13 protein-coding genes are annotated in these 18,536 nt (G+C 69.7%); 4 read left to right on the forward strand and 9 right to left on the reverse strand.

Annotated elements, in window-relative coordinates; genetic code table 11:
- Positions 1-24: 24 nt before the first annotated feature.
- Complete coding sequence (locus tag FNH08_RS00740; RefSeq protein ID WP_407704316.1) at positions 25-2,355, reverse strand: glycosyl hydrolase family 95 catalytic domain-containing protein; 2,331 nt, start codon at positions 2,353-2,355, stop codon at positions 25-27.
- A gap of 306 nt (positions 2,356-2,661) precedes the next feature.
- On the opposite strand from FNH08_RS00740, the gene FNH08_RS00745 reads away from it, so the two are divergent.
- Both FNH08_RS00745 and FNH08_RS00750 read left to right on the forward strand, forming a co-directional pair.
- Positions 2,662-3,639 (forward strand): formylglycine-generating enzyme family protein, encoded by a 978-nt coding sequence (locus tag FNH08_RS00745; RefSeq protein ID WP_152769246.1) that lies wholly within the window; start codon positions 2,662-2,664, stop codon positions 3,637-3,639.
- An 89-nt stretch (positions 3,640-3,728) separates the two neighbouring features.
- The gene (locus FNH08_RS00750; RefSeq protein ID WP_152769247.1) at positions 3,729-6,026 is read left to right on the forward strand and encodes an arylsulfatase; all 2,298 of its coding nucleotides are present in this window, start codon (positions 3,729-3,731) and stop codon (positions 6,024-6,026) included.
- Positions 6,027-6,082: 56 nt separating this feature from the next.
- Here FNH08_RS00750 and FNH08_RS00755 read toward each other — a convergent pair whose 3' ends face one another.
- Genes FNH08_RS00755 through FNH08_RS00785 form a run of 7 tightly spaced genes read right to left on the reverse strand, consistent with a single transcriptional unit; the run spans position 6,083 to position 13,688 of the window.
- Positions 6,083-6,880, reverse strand: a complete 798-nt coding sequence (locus FNH08_RS00755) for an SDR family NAD(P)-dependent oxidoreductase (protein ID WP_322723402.1) — start codon at positions 6,878-6,880, stop codon at positions 6,083-6,085.
- 5 nt (positions 6,881-6,885) lie between these two features.
- Positions 6,886-8,376 carry an aldehyde dehydrogenase family protein gene (locus FNH08_RS00760; protein ID WP_322723404.1) on the reverse strand — a complete coding sequence of 497 codons (1,491 nt, stop codon included), beginning with the start codon at positions 8,374-8,376 and terminating at the stop codon, positions 6,886-6,888.
- Positions 8,373-9,254, reverse strand: coding sequence for an ATP-binding cassette domain-containing protein (locus FNH08_RS00765; RefSeq protein ID WP_152769248.1), 882 nt, complete (start codon positions 9,252-9,254; stop codon positions 8,373-8,375). Before FNH08_RS00765 ends, FNH08_RS00760 begins: the two co-directional genes overlap by 4 nt.
- Complete coding sequence (locus tag FNH08_RS00770) at positions 9,247-10,293, reverse strand: ABC transporter ATP-binding protein (RefSeq protein ID WP_228033777.1); 1,047 nt, start codon at positions 10,291-10,293, stop codon at positions 9,247-9,249. The genes FNH08_RS00765 and FNH08_RS00770 overlap by 8 nt, the downstream gene beginning before the upstream one ends.
- Entirely contained in the window at positions 10,290-11,204 is a 915-nt protein-coding gene (locus FNH08_RS00775) for an ABC transporter permease (RefSeq protein WP_152769249.1), read from the reverse strand. Before FNH08_RS00775 ends, FNH08_RS00770 begins: the two co-directional genes overlap by 4 nt.
- Positions 11,201-12,151, reverse strand: coding sequence for an ABC transporter permease (locus FNH08_RS00780; protein WP_152769250.1), 951 nt, complete (start codon positions 12,149-12,151; stop codon positions 11,201-11,203). Before FNH08_RS00780 ends, FNH08_RS00775 begins: the two co-directional genes overlap by 4 nt.
- Positions 12,152-12,167: 16 nt before the next feature.
- Positions 12,168-13,688 carry an ABC transporter substrate-binding protein gene (locus tag FNH08_RS00785; RefSeq protein WP_152769251.1) on the reverse strand — a complete coding sequence of 507 codons (1,521 nt, stop codon included), beginning with the start codon at positions 13,686-13,688 and terminating at the stop codon, positions 12,168-12,170.
- Positions 13,689-13,818: 130 nt separating this feature from the next.
- On the opposite strand from FNH08_RS00785, the gene FNH08_RS00790 reads away from it, so the two are divergent.
- Together FNH08_RS00790 and FNH08_RS00795 are read left to right on the forward strand one after the other, a co-directional pair.
- Positions 13,819-15,279: an amidase gene (locus FNH08_RS00790; protein WP_322723406.1), complete on the forward strand. Its 1,461-nt coding sequence runs from the start codon at positions 13,819-13,821 to the stop codon at positions 15,277-15,279.
- Complete coding sequence (locus FNH08_RS00795) at positions 15,276-16,043, forward strand: FadR/GntR family transcriptional regulator (RefSeq protein ID WP_322723408.1); 768 nt, start codon at positions 15,276-15,278, stop codon at positions 16,041-16,043. The genes FNH08_RS00790 and FNH08_RS00795 overlap by 4 nt, the downstream gene beginning before the upstream one ends.
- A gap of 11 nt (positions 16,044-16,054) precedes the next feature.
- Here the strand turns inward: FNH08_RS00795 and FNH08_RS00800 are convergent, their stop codons facing one another.
- Positions 16,055-18,469 carry a polysaccharide lyase 8 family protein gene (locus FNH08_RS00800; RefSeq protein WP_152769253.1) on the reverse strand — a complete coding sequence of 805 codons (2,415 nt, stop codon included), beginning with the start codon at positions 18,467-18,469 and terminating at the stop codon, positions 16,055-16,057.
- Between the last annotated feature and the right edge of the window lie 67 nt (positions 18,470-18,536).

The following is an 18,536-nucleotide window of genomic DNA, read 5'->3' on the forward strand; positions in this document are numbered from 1 at the left end:
GTAGCGGAGAAGCTGTGACGCATGTCACGAAAACTCCGGAAGTCCCCACGGCTTCGAGTCTCCGACGGCCGGTACGTCACGCGGGCCGAGGTCCAAGGCGGTGCCGCGCCGGGCAACGACGGCCGTTTCTCCCCAGCGGAGCGGAACCTCGATACGGCCGGCCGCTGTGTCCCGGTAGCGCAGGCGCCGCCCACGCTCGTCCCGTACGTCGATGGCCCCGTCGATGCCGTGCTGCAGCACGAGCGGAGCACCCGCCTGGCTGTGCACCCGCACCCACCGGGTCCGGCCACCCGAGCGGTCCGCGTCCACCAGGAACGCACCCTGGGTGCGCAGGCCCTGGACGGAGGCGTCCGGCCAGCGCCGGGACACGGAGGGGAAGACCCGTACCACCCCGCCATGACTCTGCACGGCCATGTCGAGGACCGACTGAGCCGCCGTCAGCGGACTCTCCGTGGCGAGGTTCCCGCCCTCCACATACATGGTGTTCGGGGTCATCCAGGCGTTGTTGACGACGTTGCCGCCGGTGAAGAAGGTGAGGAAGTCGAGGGCCTCCTCGGACCGTTCCATCACGGAGGCCATCGACGAGGCGACGGCGTAGCTGTAACCCGCCCACAGGCCGCGGTCCTTGACCCAGTGGTCGAAGGTGGTCCGCATGATCTCCCGGTCGGCCGGGCGGTCCCAGCTCAGCTCGTGCAGCGGGTACAGCCACAGCATGTGCGAGAAGTGGCGGTGGGACTCGGTGAGCGGCTTCCCCGCGCCGATCATGACCCCGGTCGCGTCCCGCGGGTAGGCCACCAGGCGCTGGAGGATCTCCCGCCAGCGCGCGGCGCGTGGATGGTCCGTACGCAGAACGCGCAGGCAGTCGAGGAGGGTGGCGCAGCCCCAGCGGAGCAGGGAGAGGTCGTAGACGCAGTCCTCGGCGTCGGCCCACTCGGGCGACCGGGTGAGCGGCAGATGCAGCATTCCGTCGCCGCCCTCGCGCAGGAAGTGGTCGTAGAAGTTCACCGCCTTGACGAGGATCGGGAAGAGGACGTCGCGCACGATCGACACGTCCATGGTGTGGCGGTAGCTGAGCCAGACGTTGTGCATGGCCCAGATGAGATTGCCGTTGTTGTCGGTCTTGGTGGACGTGCCGGGGATGCCGACGGTCTTGGCGCCGGGGCGCAGCAGCCAGTCGGAGGGATGGGCCAGGGCGTAGGTCTGCCCGTCCCGGTACTCCGGCGGGACGGAGAGCGGCAGGTTCTTCTCGAAGTCCTTGAAGGTGGAGGTGACGGAGTCCAGTTCGAGGTGGTTGGACCCCTGGATCAGCCAGGTGGCGATCTGCACATTGAGGTTCCACCAGACGGCGGTCCAACTGCCGCCGGTCTCCGGGTACCACGGCCCCCATTCGGACATCGAGGGCCCGCCGGCCCGGGTGGCGCAGGCGGCCTTGTAGAGCTGGATCCAGTAGAAGTCCTGAATGCGCTTGTCGGGTACGGACAGCAGGCTGCGCCGGTAGAAGCGGTGCCACCAGGCGCGGTGCTCGCGCACCAGATCGTCCGGGTCCGCGGAGAGCGTGCGGGCCACTTCGGCGACGGCAAGCTCCGTCGTGCCCGACAGGTCCTCGGGGAAGCGGTAGACGATGTGCGCGGCCAATAGTCTGCCGCTGCCGACGCGCCGTTCGCGCCAGGCGGTGGTCCACCCTCCGCCCGCGATCAGCGGCTGCTGCACGTACCCGGTGTCTCCGGCGGTGCCCACGGTGGGATCGGGGTTGCCGGTGTAGTCGGCGGGTTTGTCCTTCGTGCGCGGAGAAGTCGCGGACATCCATGTGAACGACCAGGCCGCATCCTCCTCGCCCGCACTGGGCCGGGTGGAAATCAGCAGCGCGGTACGGGCGTTGTGCACCAGCATCGAGAAGCGGACGCTCCCGCGTGTGGTGGTGACGGTGCCGCGCAGCTCGGCGTCCCAGAGGTCCAGGGTCCAGTCGACGTCTGTCACCTCACCGGCGAGCGTGAGGTCGAAGTGCCCTATGGGCAACCGGGAGAATCCGTACGGAGCACGCCACTGTGGCCGTTGGTCCTGCACCTGGCTGTGACTGACCATGACCTTCACGGAGTTGGCCGTCGCACCTCGGTAGACCTGCACCCCGAGCAGGCCGTTGCTCAGGAAGGGGCCGTCCTTCCAGTCGCCGGGCATCCGCCGCCAGCGCAGAGCCGCGGCCCGGGCCATCCGTTCGTGCAGCCCCTCCGTTCCGCCGGTCTCGCGGGGCGCCGCCCAGCCGGTGCCGGACCCCGCCGACCAGCCCACCGCGGCGACTGCGGCGGCCGTACCGATCACACCTCTTCGAGAGATCCCGTTCTCAGGCGTCACGGTCACGTAGATGCCTCCCATTCCTGATGGTGAACTACCTGGCATGGTGCAGGCACTTGGGGGACAGGGGAAGACCTCCGACGTATCAGAAATCGGAGCGAGGCTCAGGCGCTGGTGGCGGAGGTGTACGCGCAGGTGAACTGTCATGTCCGGGAGCGCTCGGCCTGCGGAGGGTTTGCGATTCGACCGATGTATGCACCGATTTTTCACCCGATCCGCCGTTCGGGGCCGACCCGGCGGGCCGTACTCTCGAACCCGCGGACGATTGCCTGGTCGGTCGGGTGAGGCACAGCAGCCGCGGTCGGAGGAGCGATGTCCAGCGCGTGTTGCGCCCCCACTTCAGGGGGTGACCGGGAGACACCCGAGCCGTCCGGCGCACGGCTCCAGGCCCCGGAGCGGGACCGGGCGCAGGCGCTGCGCGCCATGCTGCGCGTCCCCGGAGGGACGTTCCTGATGGGAGGCGACGACGCCGACGCGTTTCCCGAGGACGGTGAAGGGCCGGTCCGGGCGGTGCGGCTGTCGCCGTTCCTCATCGACGCGACCACCGTCACCAACAGACAGTTCGCGGCGTTCGTACGCAGCAGCGGCTACAAGAGCGACGCTGAGCGCTACGGCTGGTCCTTCGTGTTCTACGCACTCGTCCACCCCGACGCCCGGCAGTTGGTGCGGGACGGCACGGTGGCGCAGGCGCCCTGGTGGCTCGCGGTGGACGGAGCGTGCTGGCGGGCCCCCTACGGGCCGGGGTCGTCATGGACCGATCTGTCGAACCACCCTGTCGTCCACGTGTCCTGGCGCGACGCGTCCGCCTACGCGGCATGGGCGGGCAAGCGCCTGCCCACGGAGGCGGAGTGGGAGAGGGCGGCACGAGGCGGTCTGGAACACTCCCGCTTTCCCTGGGGTGACGAACTCCTGCCCCGGGGACAGCACCGCTGCAACATCTGGCAGGGGCGGTTCCCGCAGACCAACACGGGTGAGGACGGGTATCTGGGAACCGCGCCCGTCAAGACCTACCGGCCCAACAACCTCGGCCTGTACAACACATCGGGCAACGTGTGGGAATGGTGCTCCGACTGGTGGAGCACCACCTGGCACGCGGCCGACCGCCCGGAGACCCGTGAGGACCCGGCCGGACCTCCCACCGGGGAGGCGAAGGTGATCCGCGGCGGCTCCTACCTGTGCCATGCGTCGTACTGCAACCGCTACCGCGTCGCAGCCCGCACGTCCAACACACCCGACAGCAGCACCGGACACATGGGGTTCCGCTGCGCGGCGGACCTGCCCTCCGCATGAGATAGCTGTGGTTGACACCCAAATAGCGGGAGTTCAGACTTGCACCCAGTCAACTGGTTTGACCAGTTGACTGGGAAGGAGCGTCCTGGATGACCAACGCCTCTCCGTATCCGCCGCCCGAGAGCGGTACTTTCCGCAGTGCTTTCCAAGTACGCAGTACTTTCCAAGGCAGAATCGGCACCACCTACGAGGAGTCGACGCCGTGGTGGCCCGATCAGCAGGGGCCTGCCGCAGACACGCCCAATGTCGTGGTCATCGTGCTCGACGACGTCGGCTTCTCCGACCTCGGCTGTTTCGGCTCGGACATCGACACCCCGGCCATGGACGCCCTCGCCGCCGACGGCCTTCGCTACGCCAACTTCCACACCACCACGCTGTGTTCGCCGACCCGCGCCTCCCTGCTGACCGGCCGGAACCACCACTCCGTCGGCATGCGCATGCTGTCCAACTTCGACACCGGCTTCCCCAGCGGTCGCGGACAGATCACCAAGTCCGCCGCGGTACTGCCGGAGGTGCTGCGCGACGCCGGCTTCAACACCATGGCGGTGGGCAAGTGGCACCTGGCGCCGATGGAGCAGACCACCGCGTCCGGGCCGTACACCCAGTGGCCGCTGGGACGTGGTTTCGAGCGCTACTACGGATTCCTGGAAGCCGAGACGGACAGCTTCTATCCGGAACTCTTCCACGACAACCACGCCGTGGCTCCGCCGAAGAGCCCGGAAGAGGGCTATCACCTCAGCGAGGACCTGGTGGACCGGGCGATCGAGTTCGTCACGGACCAGACGTCGGTCACCCCGGAGAAGCCCTTCTTCCTCTACCTGGCGTTCGGCGCGGCGCACGCCCCGCACCAGGCTCCCCAGGAATACCTGGAGAAGTACCGGGGCCGGTTCGACCACGGCTGGGACGCCGAGCGCGCCACCCGCCACGCCCGCCAGATCGAACGGGGCATCCTGCCACCCGGCACCGAACTGGCGCCGCGCAACCCGGGGGTCGTTCCCTTCGACGAACTGTCGGACGACGAGAAGAAGCTGTCCGTACGCCTCCAGGAGGCCTATGCGGCGATGGTCGACCACACCGACCACCACATAGGCCGCCTCATGGAATTCCTGGAGCGGATAGGCCAGATGGAGAACACCATCACCATCCTGCTCTCGGACAACGGGGCCAGCCAGGAAGGCGGGCAGAAGGGGTCGCTCAACCCCACCGCGTTCCAGAACGGTGTCGCCGAGGACTTCGACGAGATGGTGGCGCGGATCGATGAGATCGGTACCACCCGCGCTCATTCCAACTACCCCTGGGGCTGGGCGCAGGCGGGCAACACGCCGTTCAAGCGCTACAAGCAGAACACCCACGAAGGCGGCGTCCGCTGCCCGCTCATCGTGAACTGGCCCCGGGGGCTGCCGCGCACCGGCGAGGTCAGGCAGCAGTTCCACCATGTCACCGACATCGTCCCGACCCTTTTCGAACTGCTCGGTCTCGAGGCTCCCTCGGTCCACAACGGCATCCCGCAACTCCCGATCCACGGTGTCAGCATGGGCTACACCTTCGACGCGCCGACCGCGCCGACCCGCAAGGAAGCCCAGTACTTCGAGATGTTCGGGCACCGCGCGATCTGGCACGACGGGTGGAAGGCCGTCGCCTTCCACCAACGCGGATCGTCCTTCGACGCGGACCAGTGGGAGCTCTACCACCACGACAGCGACTTCTCGGAATGCAACGACCTGGCGCAGGAGATGCCCGAGCAACTGCAGAAGATGGTCGCGCGCTTCTGGGTGGAAGCGGGTAAATACGATGTGCTTCCGCTGGACGACCAGGGGTTCGCCTACCGGGCGAAGATTCCGCGTCCCGGCTCTCCGCGCAACCGCACCACCTTCACCTACTACCCCGGCATGGCCCATCTGCCCGTCGCCGCGGTACCACCGGTGATGAACCGCGGCCACCGCATCACCGCGTTCGTCGACCGGGCCGCCGCGTCGGACGAGGGCGTCCTCGTGTCCCTGGGCAGCATCAGCAGCGGATACGTCCTGTACATCAAGGACAACCGGCTGGTCTACGAGTACAACTTCCTCGGCACCCGTTACACGGTGGCCTCGGAGGAAGAACTGCCCACCGGCCCGGCGGAGTTGACCTTCGAATTCGTCAAGACCGGCGACATGCGGGGCGTCGGTCACCTGTACGTGTCAGGAAAGCCGGTCGGCACCGGCGACATTCCGCGGGTCCTCCCGCACTTCCTGGGCTGGCAGGGCCTCGACGTCGGCCGGGACACGCTGTCGCCCTCCTCGCCCAGCTATGACGGCGAATTCGCGTTCACCGGAGGATTCGAGAAGGTCGTCTTCACGGTCGCGCCGGACGAAGGAATCCAGGAGCCCTTCGAGCGCATCGACTGATGACTGGTGCCTGATGACTGATGCCGCCGGGTCACCCCGGCGGCATCGTCCTTACATCAGTTGGGCGGCGTAAAGCGTCCGTCGATCGCCGTCCAGCCTCCGTCCACGAAGAGCTGACTGCCCGTCACGAACGAGGACGCGTCCGACGCGAGGTAGACGACGGCACCGGCCAGCTCGTCGGGCCGGGACCAGCGGCCCAGGGCGCTCTTGCTCGCGTAGGCCTCCGACCATTCCGGCACAGCCCTGATCTGCGCGGTGAGCGGAGTGTCCACGACGCCGGGGGCGACGGCGTTCACCCGCACGCCCGACGGGCCCAGTTCGGCCGCCGCGGTCCGCAGCATCTGGACGAGGCCGGCCTTCGTGGCCGCGTACACCCCCTGTCCCGGTTCGACGGCCACCGCGCGGATCGAGCTGAAGCCGACGATGCTTCCCCTGCCGCGTTCGGCCATGCCACGGCCGAACGCCCGCACCAGGTCGAAGGACGCGCGCAGGTTGAGCGCCACGACCCGCTCGAACTCCTCCGCCGTGTAGTCGAGCAGGGGCTTGCGCACGTTCGTCGCGGCGGTGAAGACGAGCACGTCGACGGGGCCGAGTTCCTCGGCGGCACGCGCGACCGCCTCGCCGTCGAGCACGTCGAGGGCGTACGCCGAGAGGCCCGGCCCCATCGACGCCGACTCCGTGGCCGCCGTCAGGTCGCGGTCGGCGCACACCACCGTGGCGCCGTGCGCGGCGAGGGCCAGGGCGCTCTCGCGGCCGATTCCGCTGCCCGCGCCCACCACGACAGCCCTGCGGCCGTCGAGCCGGAACAGGCGGGAGTACGTGTCCACCGCATCGGTGCGGTCGTTTGCTTGCACGGTCCTCACTTCGTTGTCGTCGGACGGATCACTGCCATACGGGTCACGGTGAGCTCTTCGATGGCGAACCTCGGGCCCTCCCGTCCGGCCCCGGAGTCCTTCACGCCCCCGTACGGCATGACATCGGAGCGGAAGCCGGGAACCTCGTTGACGACCACCCCTCCCACCTCCAGGCGGTCCAGAGCGGTGAACGCCGTGTCGAGGGCGCTGGTGTAGACGCTCGCGTGCAGTCCGTAGCGCGAGTCGTTGACCAGGTCGAAGGCAGTCTCCAGATCGGGGACGGACCGTACCGCGACCACGGGACCGAAGACCTCCTCGTCCCAGACGGGCAGACCGCTGTCCACGTCGAGCAGTACGGCGGGCTCCATCACCCCGTCGGTGACCGTGCCCCCGGCCGCCAGCGACGCCCCCGCCTCCACCGCCTCCTCCAGCCACGCGCGCACCCGCTCGGTCGACCGTTTGTCGATGAGCGCCGAGACCCTCGTCGCCGGATCGCGGGGATCGCCCACGACCACGTGGGCCACTCGCTCCGTCAGGCGGGCCACGAACTCCTCCCGCACGGCGTCCACCACGATGACCCGCTGCACGCTGATGCACGCCTGGCCCGACGCGTAGTACCCGCCGCGCACCACCGCGTCGGCGGCGGCGTCGAGGTCGGCGTCGGCGGCCACCACCAGGGCGGCGTTGGAGCCGAGTTCGAGCAGCACCTTGGTGGGAGCCGCGTCCCGGGCGATCCGGTGGCCGACGGCGGCGGAACCCGTGAAGGACACCGCCCCGATCCGGCGGTCGGTGGTCAGCGCCACGCCCACCTCGGGGCCGCCGGTCACCAACTGCACCGCGGCTTGCGGCGCGCCACCGGCGCGCAGCGCCTCGCGGAGGAGATGCACCAGCCACAGGGTGGCCAGCGGCGTCTGCGGGGCGGGCTTGGCGATGACCGGGCAGCCGGCGGCCAGCGACGGCGCGAGCTTGTGCGCGGCGAGCAGCAGCGGGTAGTTGAAGCCCGCGATGCCGACCACCACGCCGATGGGCTTGCGGGTCCAGTAGCCGAGCAGCCCCTCACCCGCCGGCAGCAGGTCCAGCGGCACTGTCTCCCCGTGCAGCCGGGCGACTTCCTCGGCCGCCGTCAGCAGTGTCAGCAGGGTGCGGTCCACCTCGACACGGCAGTCGACCAGCGGCTTGCCGGTCTCCAGGACCAGGAGCCGCTCGAAGTCGTCGCGTCGGGAGGCGATTGCCTCGTGCGTCGCGAGGAGAGCCGCCCTGCGTGTGTGCGAGGGGAGCCGACCGACCCGTTGGCGTACCGCGACGGCCGCGTCCACCGCCTGGAGCGCCAGGCCGGTGTCCCCGACCGGCGCCCGGGCGACGAGCGTCCCGTCATAGGGAAAGCGGACGTCCTCGGCGGCGGGTGCCTCCACCCAGGTGTCGCCGATGGGAAGACCCTCGGGGAACTCCCTCCCCACAGGGCTGTCGCCGCCGGCGGGTTCGACAGGGGCAGTCACGGTCGGTACTCCCGGTTGAGGTCGGCCGCCGACACTCCGGACAAGGCCTTGCCCAGGGTCGGGACGGCGGCGATCAGCCTGCGTGTGTAGGGATGTCGCGGTTCCTCGTACACCTGCTCCGTGGGCCCGGTCTCCACGATCTGCCCGTCGTGCATGACCGCGACCCGGTCGCACACATGACGGACCACGGACAGGTCGTGGGAGACGAAGACCAGGGTGAGGGACAACTCGTCGACGAGGTCGGCGATGAGGTTGAGCACCTGGGCCCGTACGGACACGTCCAGGGCGCTCACCGGCTCGTCGGCCACGATGATCTTCGGGCGGGGGGCGAGAGCGCGCGCGATCGAGATGCGCTGCCGCTGGCCGCCGGAGAACTGGTGCGGATACCTCTGGGCCGCGTCGGCGCCCAGGCCGACCGCTTCGAGCAACTCGGCCACCCGCTCCGTGCGGTTCGGGTGCCCCTGCGCGACGAGCGGCTCGGCCACGATGTCACCGACGCGCATGCGCGGGTCCAGGGCGCTCATCGGGTCCTGGAACACGAGTTGGAGCCGCTCGCGGACGAACTTCAGCTGTCTCTCCGGGAGTCCGGTGATGTCCCGGCCGTCGATCGCGACGCTGCCGCTCGTGGGGCGGTCGAGCCCGGCCAGAATCCGCAGCAGGGTCGACTTGCCGCACCCCGACTCGCCCACGATGCCGAACCGTTGTCCCTGGGGGATGTCGAAGCTGACGCCGCGCAGGGCGTGCACCGGCGGGCTGGGGCGGCGCAGGGAGGTACGAGGCCGTCGGTAGTCGCGCGTGACGTCGCGGACGCTGATGGCGTCCACGGGGCCGGTCCGCGGCTCGGGGGCGAGGGTGGCGCTGGTCGGTTGCTCAGCCAAGGCCGGCCTCCTGGTTCGTGGGTACGCCGGGCTCGTTGGCGCCGATTTTGTGTACGCCGGATTCCGGTACGTCGCTCTCGGACACCGGGTGGAAGCAGGAGTAGCCGGAGTCCGGCCCGGTCGGGACCCAGTCCGGTCGGGTGGCGCACCTCTCGGTCGCCGAAGCGCACCTGTTTCTGAAGACGCATCCGGCCGGGAAGTGTCCCGCCGGCGGAACCGACCCGCCGATCGTGATCAGCCGGCCGTGGTCGTCGACCACGGTCAGGTCCGACGCGCCGATCAGGCCCTGGGTGTAGCGGTGCCGGGGGCGCGTGAACACCTCCCGGACCGGGCCGGACTCGACCACCCGCCCGCCGTACATGACCATGACCCGTTCGCAGACGGTGGCCACCACGGCCAGGTCGTGGGTGATGAAGAGCATGGCCGACCTGCGGTCCTGGGCGCCCCGCACGATCAGGTCGAGCACCCGTGCCTGCACCGTGACGTCGAGCGCGGTGGTGGGCTCGTCGCAGACCAGGAGCGCGGGGTCGTTCGCGAGGGCGATGGCCAGTACCACCCGCTGCCGCTGGCCTCCGGAGAACTGGTGGGGGTAGGCGTCGGCGGCGGCCGCGGGGTCGGGAAGCCCCACCTGGGCGAGGAGTTCCACGGCGGCGGTTCGAGCGGACGCGCGGTCGGGTCTGGTCCGGTGGATCAGCAGTACCTCGGCGATCTGCCGCCCGACCTTCATCGTGGGGTTCAGCGCGGTCATGGGCTCCTGGAAGACCATGGCGATCTCCTTGCCCCGCACCCGGGACATCCGCGTCTCGTCGGCACCCACCAGGTCGTGGTCGACCCCGGCGAGCCGCACGGACCCTGTGGCCCGGAGCCCCTCGGGGAGCAGGCCCATGACGCTCAGCGCGGTCAGCGACTTGCCCGATCCCGACTCACCGATCAGGCCGACCCGTTCGCCGGCCCGGATGGTGAAGTCGACGTCTTCGACCAGCTTGCGGCCGCCCACCGCGACGTTGAGATCCCGCACGGTCAGCACATCGTCGGTCATCGGCGGTCCTCCAACTTGGGGTCGAAACGGTCGCGCAGGCCGTCACCGAGCAGGTTGAAGCCGAGCACCACCACCGCGATCGCGACGCCCGGGAACACCGCGAGCCGGGGAGCGATCGACAGCATCTCCTGGCTCTCCTGCAACATCCGGCCCCAGGACGGTGTGGGGGGCGGGGTTCCGAAGCCCAGGAAGGACAGCGCGGCCTCGGCGAGTACGGCGATGGCGAAACCGACCGACGCCTGCACGATGACGAGACTGCTGACGTTGGGCAGGACATGCCGCAGAGCGATCGAGAACGGCCCGCGGCCGGCGGCGCGCGCGGCGAGGACGTACTCGGTCTTCATGACCTGCAGCGTGCCGCCGCGGATCAGCCGGGCGAAATGGGGGATGGACGCGATACCGATGGCGATCATCGCGACCAGCGTGCCGGCGCCGTACACGGCGGAGAACATGATGGTCAACAGGAGCGCCGGGAAGGCGAGCACGAGGTCGTTGCCGCGCATCAGCAGCTCACCGAACCAGTGGGGCGCCATCCCGGCGACGATGCCGAGGGGCACTCCGATCAGGGCGGCGACCCCCACCGCCACGAAGCCGACGAACAGCGTGGTGCGCGAGCCCATCAGTATCTGGCTGAACACGTCGCGGCCGAACTTGTCCGTGCCGAACCAGTACTCCGGCGACGGCTTCTGCAGCCGTACCGAGGCGTCCACCAGGGTCGGGTCGTGCGGGGTCCACACGAAGGACAGCAGCGCCATGCCGAACACGAGGGAGACGATGAGACCGCCCACCAGGAGGCTGCCCGGCATCGGGCGGCGCCTGCGACGGCCCTCGGGCACCGCCGACGCGACAGCGGCTTTCGTGTCCTGGGCGTTGTCCTGAGCTTTGTCCAGAGCCTTGTCCACAGCACTCATGACGCACCCACCCTCAGCCGCGGGTCGATCAGCAGATAGACGATGTCCACCAGGAAGTTCACGAGCAGTACCGCCATGGCGATGAGCATGACCACGTCCTGCACCACGACGAGGTCCCGGTTGGAGACGCTGTCCAGCAGCAGGCTCCCGAGCCCTGGGATGACGAAGACCCGTTCGATGACGACGGAGCCCACCAGCAGCGTCGCGAGCTGCAACGCCAGGACGGTGACGACGGGCACCGCCGCGTTCCGCAGGCCGTGCCGCAGCAGCGCCTGCGTCGGACGGAGGCCCTTGGCGCGAGCGGTGCGCAGATAGTCCTCCCTCAGGACGTCGAGCACGGCGCTGCGGACATAGCGGGTGAGCACGGCCCCCTGCACCAGTCCGAGGGACAGCGCGGGCAGCGCCAACTGCTTGAGGAACAGGACCGGATCCTCTATCGGGGGTGTCCAGCCGTTCGCCGGCAGCCATCCGAACTCCACCGCGAACACGGTGATCATGAGGATGCCCGCGAGGAAGGCCGGGACCGCCACGCCGACCTGGGACAGGGCCGAGAGCACGAGCCCGGACGGCCTGCGGTGCCGCACGGCCATGACGATGCCCAGCGGGATCGCCAGGATGCAGGCGACCACCATTCCGGTGCCGACGAGCCACAGGGTGACCTGGAGACGGTCGGCGATCTGCGGGCCGATCGGCGTGTGCGAGATGTAGGAGTTGCCCGGGTCGAAGGTGACCAGTCCGTGCACCCAGCTGAGGTACTGGGTCACGAGCGGCCGGTCGAGCCCGAACTCCCCGCGCAGTTGCGCCACCGCGGCGTCCGACGCGCTGGTGCCGAGGACGACGCGGGCCGGATCCCCCGGCAGCACCGCCATGAAGGCGAACACCAGCACGGAGCTCACGACAAGGCTGGCCAGGAGGATCGCGATCCGCTGTACCAGACGGACGATCATGGGTTGACGCCGCCTTTCATGACCGGCCCAGGCCGGTGAGATCCAGTGACTCGGAGACGTTGTTCACGGGCAGGCCGGTGATGTCCTGGTCCGCCACCATCAGGTTCGGCAGCAGGAACAGCCAGTCGGCCGCGGCGTCCTTGGACAGCAGCCGGGCAGCCGCCCGCATGGAGGTGATCTGCTCCTCCTGGGTGCCCTGGTCCGCCTTCTGCAGCAGCGCGCGGAACTCGGGGTTGTCGTAGCGGATGTAGGAGGTCTTGCTGCCGAACACCGCCTGCATGTCGCGGGGTTCCACATGGGCGATGAGGGACATGTCGTAGTCGGCGTTCTTGAACACGGTGGTCAGCCAGGCGGCGGGGAACTCCAACTGGTCGAGCCTGACCTTGAACCCGGCCTGTTCGAGTTGGCTCTTGACCACGGTGCCGCACGCGGTGGCGTACGGCAGCGTCGGAAGCCGCAGCCGTAGCGTCCGGCCTGCCTGGCCGGACTCCTTGAGGAGCTTCCTGGCCTTGTCGCGGTCGTACGGATACATGTCCGTGAGGTTCTGGTACCACGGGTCGGTCGGCGGGACCATGCTGCCGATGAGCTTGCCGCGGCCTCCCCAGCAGGTGTCCATCAGGGCCTTGTGGTCGATGGCGTAGCGGACGGCCTGGCGGGCCTTGGGATTCTTCATCGGGCCCGAGCCGTTGTTGAGGGAGAGGACCACCTCGCCGTTGGTCGTGCCCTCGATGACCCTGTACTTCGGGTTGTTCTCGAACCGGTACAGGGCGTCCGGGGTCTGCATCGCGCCGATCACGTCGATGGTGCCCGTGAGCAGCGCGTTGTTCATGGCCGTCGGATCCTTGAAGTACTTGAGGACGACCGACGCGAAGTGCGGTTCGCGCCCCCAGTAGCCGTCACGACGGGCCAGCGTGATCGAGTCGCCGCGGTTGAACCTCTTCACCACGTACGGTCCGGTGCCCACCGGATCGGTGGCCAACTTGCTCACGCCGGTCCGGCTGAACATCGCGCCGACACGGGTGGTCATCCGGTACAGCCAGTCGTTGCTCGGCCGCTTCAGGGTGACCTTCAGTTCGGTGGGTGACACCGCCTCCACCGTGTCGACGACGTCCATCTGGGCCTTCTGCACCAGTGTCCACTCGGAGGTGACGCGTTCGATGGAGAACTTGGCGTCCTCGGCCGTGAACGGTGCGCCATTGCTGAACCTGACGCCCTTCACCAGCTGGAACGTGTACGTCCTGCGGTCCTTGGACAGGCTCCACGACTTGGCCAGAGAGGGCCGTATCCTCGCGGACTGGTCCAGCTTCACCAGGTTCTCGTAGACGTTGTAGAGCAGTGCCTGCGGAATGGCGGCACCCTCGGTCTTGGTGAAGTCGAGGTTGGCGGGCTCGGCGCTGAGGCCGATCCTCAGCGTGTTGCGGGAGTCCCCGGTGCCGCCGGTCGCCAGGGACCCGGCGGAGCAGGCTGCCAGTAACAGGCAAGCGAGCGTGGCTGCGACCGTCCTGGTGTGCCGCGTCAGCCGCCTGATGTGTCCCATGTGTTCCGGACGCCACCTTTCGCTCTAACTGGTCTGACCAGTAAGCTCACTTGACAGGTACCGTGGCGACTGAAGCTGTTCTTGTCAAGGGTGCGTATGCCCCGGACAGCGCGAGCGAAGGAGGGTGCGGGTGCTTGACGAACAGGGTCTGGCCGCCATGCCGGCCGTCGAGATGGTGGCCGGGTTCGCTGACCGCACGTTGTCGCCGGTCCAGGTCCACGACGCCGTCCAGTCGGTGATCGAGGCGCGCGAGAGCGTGCTCAACGCGTTCTGGGTGCGGGACCCGGACGCGTCCCGCAAGGCGGCCCTGGCCAGCGAGGCCCGATGGGCGGCGGGCGAACCTCTCGGGCCCATCGACGGCGTGCCCGTGACACTGAAGGAGAACATCGCCCGCAGGGGCGTCCCCATGCCCTCGGGCAACGCGGGGACCGAGCCGGTCGTCCCCGAGGCGGACGCGCCCGTCACCGCGCGCGTCCTCGAATCCGGTGGGGTGATCCTCGGGTCGACCGTGATGCCGGACTGGGGCATGCTCTCCTCGGGCGTCTCCAGCCGGCACGGCATCTCGCGCAGCCCCTGGAACTCCGCCTGGACCACGGGCGGTTCCAGCTCCGGGGCGGGGGCCGCGGCCGCCGGGGGATACGGTCCGCTCCACGTCGGCACCGACATCGGGGGATCGATCCGGCTGCCGGGCACCTGGCTGGGCCTCGCCACGCTCAAGCCCAGCTACGGGAGGATCCCGCTGGACGCCCCGTACCTGGGGCGCGTCGCCGGCCCCATGACCCGTACCGTCGCGGACGCGGCCCTGTTCATGCGTGTACTGAGCCGACCGGACCCCCGGGACTGGTCGAGCCTGCCACCGCAGGACATCGACTGGTCGGCACCGGCCGGCGACGTCCGAGGACTGCGGGTAGGGGTGCACCTGGACGCCGGCTGCGGGGAGCCGTGCGACGCCGAGATCCTCGCCGCGGTGAACCGTGCCGCCGCGGTCTTCGAGGCGGCGGGAGCCGTCGTGGAACCGGTCGAGCCGTTCATGAGCCAGGAACTCCTGGACGACCTGGACCTGTTCTGGCGGGTGCGGTCCTGGAACGACTTCCGCGAACTGGCGCCCGAGTCCCGCCTGCGCGTCCACCCCTACATCATCCAGTGGTGCCAGGAGGGCGCGGACGTACCGGGCACGAAGGTACTCCAGTGCTACCAGCAGATCATGCGCATCCAGGCCCGGACCGTGGCGGCGACACTCCCGTACGATCTGGTGCTCTCGCCGGTGGCTCCGGTGGCGGCGTTTCCCGCCGAGCAGCCGATGCCGTTCATGGGGGACGGGAAGACCATGCGCCACATCGGCTTCACCGCGCCGTACAACATGTCGGGGCAGCCCGCGGCGACCGTCAACTGCGGCCTGACGGAGGACGGCCGGCCCATCGGGGTGCAGATCGCGGGCCGACGCTTCGACGATCCCGGCGTTCTGAGGGCGGCGGCGTGGTACGAACGGAACCGGCCTGCTCAGGCGGTACCGCGCTGGCCGGACGGCGCCCTGGGGGCGCCCACCAGGGGGAGGACGACATGGACCACGCTCGAAGGGGAGAAGGAGTGAGCGAGGGGGCACAGTTCCGGCAGGTGTCGCCGGTACGGCTCTACCAGCGCATCGTGGAGCAGATAGAGCAGGCGATCGCGCGAGGCGACCTGAAACCGGGGCAACGGCTGCCGAGCGAGCGGGAACTGGTGGCCCGGTTCGGGGCGAGCCGGCCCACCGTGAGGGAGGCCCTGCGCGTGCTGGAGAGCAACGGCCTCGTCCGCTCGCGCCAGGGCGACCCGAACGGCCCGGAGATCCTGCCGTTCTCGTCGGCCCGCCTGACCAGGGAGATGACCCGGCTCGTCCAGTTCGACAACGTGTCGATGGCCGAGTTGATCTCGTTCCGGATGATCCTCGACGGGTCGGCGAGCCTGCTGGCGGCACGGCTGCGGTCCGAGGAGGAGCTGTCCGCCATGGAACGGACGCTTGCCGTCATGTCGGACGCGATCGACGTGGGGTACGAGGAGTTCAGCAAGGCGGACATCGCGTTCCACGAGGTGGTGGCCCAGGCCAGCCGCAACTCCCTCATCGAGGTCTGCAACCTGGTGGTCAGGGACGCCGTCCTCTCGCTGATCTCGGACAAGGTCACCCACGCACCGAACAGCACCGCCCTCATGCGGGAGTCGCTCCAGCACCACCAGGAGGTGCTGGAGGCGATCCGGGCCCAGGACGGCCCGGCGGCGGCACGCATCTCGCGGCGCAAGCTCTACGACTACTACGCCGGCTACGTTCCCGAGAGCGAGCAGGGGCCCCTGCTCGCTCTCGTGGACGACGAACCGACCTGAACCTGAACGACTCAGGGCAGGACGAGGACCGCCGCGTGCGTGTGTCCGCGCGACGCGGCCGTGCGGACCGTCACCGTGCGCCGTCGCACGTCGAGCGTGACCGTCGGGTCCGCGGACTCCACGCCCCCGACCCGCCACGGCAGGGTCAGCGTCACCGTGTCCGTGGTGCGCGAGGGGTCGGACACGGCGAGCCGCAGCCGACGGCCGTCGCGGCGCAGCAGCACCGAGCACGGGCCGTCGGAGCCGAGGACGCCGCCGTCACCGGTGCGGACGTAGGCTGCCTGCCAGAAGTTCGCCGCCAGCAGACGTGCTCGTTCGTACCAGATGGCTTGCGTGCGCGGTGAGTTGGCGAGGATCTCGACCCGGGTGCGGGCCGCGTATCTCCTGGTGCGGTCGGCGGAGGCGCCCGGCAGGACGGCGTACGCGTACCGGGCGCCGCGCGGGTTCGTTCCGTGGTCGAGCCAGAGCGTGGTGTAGCGCCGGGTGCGCGGGGTCGTGTCGCCGCCGGTGGTGGCGCCCTGGTCGATGGCGAACCAGGTGCCGGTCCGCGCCTCGCGCCTGGCCCGCAACCGCCCGCCGTCGAGCACCACGTACCCCGCCGTGCCCTCCAGGTGCGCCCAGGTGCCGCCCCGGGCGAGCGGCGGGTCGGTGTCGTGCGTGTTGCGGTTCTCGACGACCGTCTCGATCGTGCGCCCGTCGGTGGACGTGATGCCGGCGCCGAGCGCGATCACCGCGTCGTCCAGCAGGAACCAGGACTTCCTGGCGCGCAGGCTCACCTCGTCCGGCACGAGATCGAGCCCCGCCGCCGCGTACGCGCCGTCGAGCACGGCGCCGCCCGCCCAGTCGACCGGCGGCCGGTACTTCTGGCTGTGCGGCAGGTCGGTGCGCGGCCGGGTGTCGACGGTCGTGCCGGGCAGCCGGTACGTGTCGACGGTCGGCCAGTAGTCGTCACCCCAGTGCGCCGGGTCGTCGGCCGTGTACAGGTACGTCATCCCGTCGCCCGTGTACCAGCCGTGCAGGTTCTCCTGGTTGATGGACTCCACGGCACCCACCCGGCGCGAGGAGAGGGCGATCGCGTACGACCAGTCGGGCCTGCGGTGCACGATCCGGTCCATGTCCGCGAAGACGTACGTGCCCACGGTCCGCTTCCCGACCTCCACCGCCGGATCGTCCAGGATCTCCTTCGCCCGCTGGATCGACGGCAGGGAGATGCCGCGCAGGATCGGCTGGTACGTCTGCCGGGTCAGCCAGCCCTTCAGCAGCGGCCGCCACCGCGCGGTGTACGTCTCGGGGGCGCCGTGCGCGAGCAGCAGTACCGTCTCCGTGACCTGACGGCCCACGTACTCGGCGCCCGAGTTCTGTCGGCTGATGCCCCGGCCACGCACCGCGTCCATCATGTGCCCGTCGAGCACCACCGGCACGAACGCCCGGTCCACGATGTCGTACACGTTGCGCAGGTCGGGGTCGGTGCTCTGCCACGGTGAACCGGCCAGCAGCGCCACCAGCTGGGCGACCCCGCTCAGATACGTCGATCCGTACGCACCGGTGTACGGGTAGCAGTCGTGCTGGATGAACGATCCGTCCTGGTAGAAGCCGTCGCCCGGCCCCTCGGTGTAGGCGAGCAGGCTGTACCGGCCTCCGCCGACCACGTCCGACATGCCGTCACGGGTCAGTTCCAGCTTCCGGGCGTCCTTGCCGAGCAGCCCGCGCACCGCGACGATCACCGCCTTGTCGGTGCGGTTCGCGCCGGTCTCGGTGATCGTGGGGTTGCTGATGCGCCGGTCGGGGTTGGGGCACCAGCGGTCCACCGGGCGCAGCCAGACGGCCAGTCGGTCGGCGGGAATGCGGTCGTACAGCAGGGTGCACGTGTCAACGAGGGAGCGCGGGACGCCGATCTCCCACCAGAACCAGTTGCTGTCCTGCCGTTCGAGGGTCTCGTTGTAGGCGTGGGCGTAGAGGAACTCCAGTGCGTCCACGAGGAGTTGGGCGGCCGTCGCGTCGTGATGGCGGCTTGTGCCGGGCGTGTCCCAGGCCAGGGCGAGGGTGCGCAGCGCGCCGTACGACTTGCTGAAGTTGCCGGTCTTCGGGTCGGCCAGGGGGAGATCCGGCCAGAGCGCGGTGCGGCCCGCGTCCACGTCCAGGGTGCGCCAGCGTGCCTCGGCCGCCGCGTCGATGTCCGCGATCCGCTCCTGGAAGTCGGCGTCGCCCGCGTCGAGGTTTCCGCCCGTCATCATGGTGCGCCAGCGTTCCCGCAGGGTGTCGAACGCGGCGCTGTCGGCCGTGGCACGCGCCGAAGGCCCGGCCACGGCCCGTGGGCCCTGGGTTGCCGCCTGCGCCGTGGGCCCGGTCTGGCTCAGCCGGGCGAGTGAGAGGGCGGTGGCCGACGCGAGGACGGCGCGGCGGCTGAACGGTTTCGCGCAGGTCATCTGGGCTCCTCCAGGGACAGGGCGAACAGGTGCGGGGCCGGTTTCGTGGTGACGGGGAGGGGGATGG

This window comes from Streptomyces spongiae, from assembly GCF_009377185.1.
GTDB lineage: Bacteria > Actinomycetota > Actinomycetes > Streptomycetales > Streptomycetaceae > Streptomyces > Streptomyces spongiae.

Coding starts and splice junctions, on each gene's coding strand:
- FNH08_RS00780 (WP_152769250.1), bottom strand. CDS start 12,151: ATGATCGTCCGTCTGGTACAGCGGATCGCGATCCTCCTGGCCAGCCTT.
- FNH08_RS00785 (WP_152769251.1), bottom strand. CDS start 13,688: ATGGGACACATCAGGCGGCTGACGCGGCACACCAGGACGGTCGCAGCC.
- FNH08_RS00775 (WP_152769249.1), bottom strand. CDS start 11,204: ATGAGTGCTGTGGACAAGGCTCTGGACAAAGCTCAGGACAACGCCCAG.
- FNH08_RS00745 (WP_152769246.1), top strand. CDS start 2,662: ATGTCCAGCGCGTGTTGCGCCCCCACTTCAGGGGGTGACCGGGAGACA.
- FNH08_RS00750 (WP_152769247.1), top strand. CDS start 3,729: ATGACCAACGCCTCTCCGTATCCGCCGCCCGAGAGCGGTACTTTCCGC.
- FNH08_RS00770 (WP_228033777.1), bottom strand. CDS start 10,293: ATGACCGACGATGTGCTGACCGTGCGGGATCTCAACGTCGCGGTGGGC.
- FNH08_RS00800 (WP_152769253.1), bottom strand. CDS start 18,469: ATGACCTGCGCGAAACCGTTCAGCCGCCGCGCCGTCCTCGCGTCGGCC.